The organism is Brevundimonas sp., assembly GCF_036659295.1.
In the GTDB taxonomy this organism is placed as follows: Bacteria; Pseudomonadota; Alphaproteobacteria; order Caulobacterales; family Caulobacteraceae; genus Brevundimonas.
In genome coordinates, this window is the sequence record NZ_JAVXCU010000035.1 from 22,020 (window position 1) to 26,568 (window position 4,549).

Annotated in this window: 5 protein-coding genes; 2 read left to right on the plus strand and 3 right to left on the minus strand. The window is 60.7% G+C overall.

Annotated features, from left to right (window positions below; all coding sequences use genetic code 11):
* Together RSB01_RS08235 and RSB01_RS08240 are read left to right on the plus strand one after the other, a co-directional pair.
* Positions 1-583, plus strand: a 583-nt coding sequence (locus tag RSB01_RS08235; protein WP_332625282.1) for a TerC family protein, incomplete at its 5' end; no start/stop codon positions are given.
* Positions 580-909 carry a rhodanese-like domain-containing protein gene (locus RSB01_RS08240; RefSeq protein WP_332590499.1) on the plus strand — a complete coding sequence of 110 codons (330 nt, stop codon included), beginning with the start codon at positions 580-582 and terminating at the stop codon, positions 907-909. The genes RSB01_RS08235 and RSB01_RS08240, both read left to right, overlap by 4 nt.
* 57 nt (positions 910-966) lie before the next feature.
* On the opposite strand, the gene RSB01_RS08245 is transcribed toward RSB01_RS08240, so the two are convergent.
* The 3 genes from RSB01_RS08245 to RSB01_RS08255 all read right to left on the minus strand — a co-directional run.
* The gene (locus RSB01_RS08245) at positions 967-1,680 is read right to left on the minus strand and encodes a 2OG-Fe(II) oxygenase family protein (protein ID WP_332590498.1); all 714 of its coding nucleotides are present in this window, start codon (positions 1,678-1,680) and stop codon (positions 967-969) included.
* A gap of 52 nt (positions 1,681-1,732) precedes the next feature.
* Positions 1,733-3,439, minus strand: a complete 1,707-nt coding sequence (gene metG / locus RSB01_RS08250) for a methionine--tRNA ligase (protein ID WP_332590497.1) — start codon at positions 3,437-3,439, stop codon at positions 1,733-1,735.
* A 55-nt stretch (positions 3,440-3,494) separates the two neighbouring features.
* A partial coding sequence (locus RSB01_RS08255) for an MATE family efflux transporter (RefSeq protein WP_332625283.1) occupies positions 3,495-4,549 on the minus strand: 1,055 nt, incomplete at its 5' end.

Sequence of the window (4,549 nt, forward strand, 5' to 3'; positions counted from 1 at the left end):
CTTCCTGCTTTTGTGGGTGTGCTGGAAGATGTGGCGCGAACTGCGCGAGCAATCGACCCACGATCAGGCCGAAGCCCAGCATGAGCTGGAACTGGCCACCAGCATCGAACACGGCACCGGCCCTTCGCCGGAGGCCCTCGGCCTGAAGCGTAAAACCTTTGGTGCCGCCCTCACCCAGATCATCATCGCCGATGTCGCCATGTCTCTGGATAATGTGCTGGCCGTGGCGGGTGCGGCACACGAACATCCGTGGATCATGGTGTTCGGTCTTGTGCTGTCGATCGCCCTGATGGGTGTGGCCGCTACCTATATTGCCAAGGTCCTGCACCGCTTTAGCTGGATCGGCTATATCGGTCTGGTCGTCGTGCTTTATGTGGCCCTGCACATGATCTGGGACGGTGCCCGCCAGGTCGTTGTCCGTACCGGCAATACCGAGACGTTCAATATGCGTGTGCCGGACTTCATGGACATCAGCCCCGCCGAGGTGGCAAAACACAGCCGTCATGCCGCAAATGCCCCGCCGCCGGTAAATCTACCGGCACAGGCTGCGGCGACCGATCCTAAACTGGAGCCTGCCCCGTGACTGTTTCTGCCATTAATGTTCAAGAGGCCAAGGCACTGCTGGATGCCGGCGATGCCATCATGATCGACGTGCGCGAGCAGGACGAATGGGATGCCGCCCGTATCGACGGCACTGTCTTTGCGCCTCTCAGCCAGATGCCAAAGGCATGGGACGCTCTGGACCTGCCGCAAGGCAAGACCGTCATCGTCCAGTGCAAGTCGGGCGGGCGCAGCGGGCGCGTCTGCGAGTTCGTCGGCCCCACCGCCAAGGACGGCCAGCCCGTCGTCAATCTGGCCGGTGGCATCATGGCCTGGGCAGAAGCCGGTTACCCGATCATCCAAGGCTGACAACACCCAAACAAAAGCCCCCGTAGAATGATCTACGGGGCTTTTTTGTATCTGTGCTCAGCGACCGCGTAGCCATCCGGTAATGGATATCCGTTCGGCCCCGGCCGACAGCGCCACCTGTGTTACCGAATGGGGCGTCGGCACCTTAAGCAGGTTCAAGGTGTTGAAACACGGCGTAAACGCCTCGGCCACATTGCCGTCCTCACCATGGAAGGCCAGTAACCCGCCCCAGTCGATGCGCCAAACCGGTGTCAGGTTCAGGACATAGGCATAATAGCGGTTCTTGCCTTCGGCTTCGTCACTGTGTTCCGTCAGGAAATGGCCACGCCGAAAACGGGTTAACTGCGCATCGGCCATAGCAATGCGGGCCTCGCCGGTGATGTCGCGCATCAGTTCCAGAAAAGCCTCGCCGTTCAGAAAGTCATAAACCGACTTCCATACCGGCGGGGCAACCCCGTCCTCAACCGCGTCATAAACAGGATAGTTGTCGTACAGATACTGGAAGTCCGTCGTCGCCGCTTCCTGAATGGTCTGCGCCAATCCCGTTTTTTGCGGCGGGGTCAGCATGTCCAGCCATTGCTGCGACATATCCATGTGGCCCGTGGCACGGCGGCTGACCACATTATAGGATTCGCTGCTGGCCGCCTGATGAAGGTTTCGTGCCGATACTTCGCTTAAGAAACCGTCGATCTGTGCGCGGCCCATCAAGGCCAGACGCGAGCGGATGGCGGTCAGCTTTTGCGCATCGTGTTGACCGATCAGCAGTTCCATCCGTCCCTCCCCCGAGGTGGGAGACCGGCAAAGCGGCCTCCGTTCCTCAATATCAGCTTTCGGCACCGCCAAAGCGTTCGGACCATTCGGCGACCATGGTGTCGTCGATCTTGTTGAACAGAACGCCTTGCGCCTCGACCTTTTGGCCAAGCGGCAGGACATTCAGGAAGTCCTCGTCCGCCTTGGGCCATGACAGATCGGTCGAGCCAACCGATTCAGCGATCTTGGGTGCCGAAGCGGTCAGGATCGGCGCCGCCAGACGGGCAAACAGGGCCACAAGGTTCAGGCCCGTGCGAACGCCCACAGCCGCTTGGTCGCGGTCGGTCTTCAGTGCCGTCCAAGGGGCCGCGAACTGCAGGTATTCGTTACCCAGCACCCACGCACCACGCACAGCAGCCGCAGCCTTGCGGAATTCCATCGCCTCGAAATGCTCCGTGGCTTCGGCGATAGCGGCACGCAGGTCCGCTTCCAGCTTGGCCTCGACTTCGCCAGCCACGCCGCCTTCGGGCACGACGCCGTCGAACTTGGACTCAGTGAACTTGACGATGCGGTTGACGAAATTGCCCAGCACGTCGGCAAGGTCTTTGTTCACCGCGCTCTGGAACTGTTCCCACGTAAAGGCCGCATCCGAATGTTCCGGCCCATAGGCCGTCAGATACCAGCGCCAGTAATCGGCCGGCAGCAGCTCCAGCGCCTGATCCATGAAGACGCCGCGCTTCATCGAGGTCGAGAACTTGCCGCCATACCAGTTCAGCCAGTTAAAGGCCTTGAGCTGGTCCACGGTCTTCCACGGCTCGCCCGAACCGATAATGGTCGCGGGGAAGCTGACGGTGTGGAAGGCGACATTGTCCTTGCCCATGAACTGCACATAGCGGACATCATCCGCACCTTCGTCCAGACGCCACCAGTCTTTCCACGTCCGGCCATTGGCCTCGGCCCATTCCTGCGTGGCACCGATATATTCGATGGGCGCGTCGAACCACACATAGAAGACCTTGCCTTCCATGCCCGGACGCGAACCGCCATCGAGGCCAATCACCGGCACGCCCCAGTTCAGATCGCGGGTGATGCCACGGTCGATCAGACCCTCATCAAGGTGCTTTTTAGCAATCGACTTGGCCAGAGGCTGCCAGTCCTGTTTGCTCTCTACCCAACCGCGGATCTTGTCCTCGATCTTGGTCTGCAACAGATACAGGTGGCGCGTGTCGCGTACTTCCAGATTACGGCTGCCCGATACCGACGAATACGGATCAATCAGGTCGGTTGGGTCCAGCAGACGGCCACAGTTGTCGCACTGGTCGCCGCGTGCCTTCTCGTATTTGCAATGCGGGCAGGTGCCCTCGACATAGCGGTCCGGCAGGAAGCGGCCATCGTCGATCGAATAGATCATACGATCTACGCGCTCTTCGATCAGGCCGTTTTCTTCTAGAACCTTGGCAAAATGCTGGGTCAGTTCGCGGTTTTGCGGGCCGGACGAACGGCCGAACCAGTCAAAGCTCAGGCCAAAGGCATCGGCGGCCTTGCGCTGGACCTGATGCTGTTCATCGCAATAGGTCTGGACGTCCTGACCGGCCGCAGCAGCGGCCAGTTCAGCCGGTGTGCCATGCTCGTCGGTGGCGCAGATGTACAAGACATCATGGCCTTCGGCGCGCTTGAAACGCGCCCAGACATCGGCGGGCAACATCGACCCGGCCAGATTCCCAAGGTGCTTGATGCCATTGATGTAGGGCAGCGCCGAGGTGATAAGGATACGGGTCATAATGTTCCACTAGGTTAGAGTAATGCTGGGGATATAGAGGGGCTTTGCCCCTTCGTCACCCTGCCGCTTGATGCGAAGTGAGGGTCGCACGCTTGGCCACGCGGTAAAACCGCAAGCCCAGCAGCAGCCCCGAGATCAGGCTGGCCACAATCACGGCCCAGACCAGACCGTTCACGCCCAGCGTCGGTGCCAACAGGAAGCCCAGCGGGATCATCACCACGCCATAGGAAATGAAGTGCATGACCGTGGGCATGAACACATCGCCCGCCGCACGAATAGCCTGTGCCGCAACCACCTGAATGGCATCGGCGACAAAGAACAGGGTCGCCAGCGCCAGAGCCGGTGCCGCAATCGCCAGCACCGCCGCATCATTGCTATAGGCCCCCGTAATCAGTCCGGCTGTCGGCCAGATTACCAGCCCCACAATGGTGGCCAGAACAGCCACAACGCCCATGCCGATCCAGCCGGCACGCTTGACGCCTTCATGGTCGCCCGCCCCGTAGGCCTTACCCACCAGAACCGCCGTGGCCGAGGACAGGCCCATCGGCAACATGAAAACAATGGCCGAGGTATTGATAACAATGGCCCAGCCTGCGGTCTGGTTTGCACCCAGCAGGCCCGCCGCAACGGTCATGGCCGAGAAGGCACCGACCTCGATAAAGTTGGATGCACCGGCACCCAGACCCACAGTGATCTGTTCACGCTCGGTCGCCCGGTCGCGGGCAGGCTTTTTGAACAGGCCCCAAGCCTTAACCTCGGGCATGCGCAGAATATAGATGACAAGGAACACGGCCAGCGCGCCACGCGCACCAAAGGTCGCCCATGCCGATGCCGCCGCCCCGTGGATGCCTAGGCCCAACAGGTCCGGCACCAGCAACAGGTTCAGACCGATATTGATGATGTTGGCGATCCACATCGCCCACATGCCCGGCTTGGGCTTGCCTAGTCCTTCTAGGAAGAATTGCGCCGCCACAGAAATCAGATAGGCAGGCATGGACAGGGCGAAAATGGTCAGAGGCAGCGCGGCCCCCTCGCCCAGTCCGTCCTCGAAACCCAGACGCGGCAGCAGGAACGGCCCGACCAGCGACAGCAGGATCATCGCCGCAATAC

Coding starts and splice junctions, on each gene's coding strand:
- RSB01_RS08245 (WP_332590498.1), bottom strand. CDS start 1,680: ATGGAACTGCTGATCGGTCAACACGATGCGCAAAAGCTGACCGCCATC.
- metG (WP_332590497.1), bottom strand. CDS start 3,439: ATGACCCGTATCCTTATCACCTCGGCGCTGCCCTACATCAATGGCATC.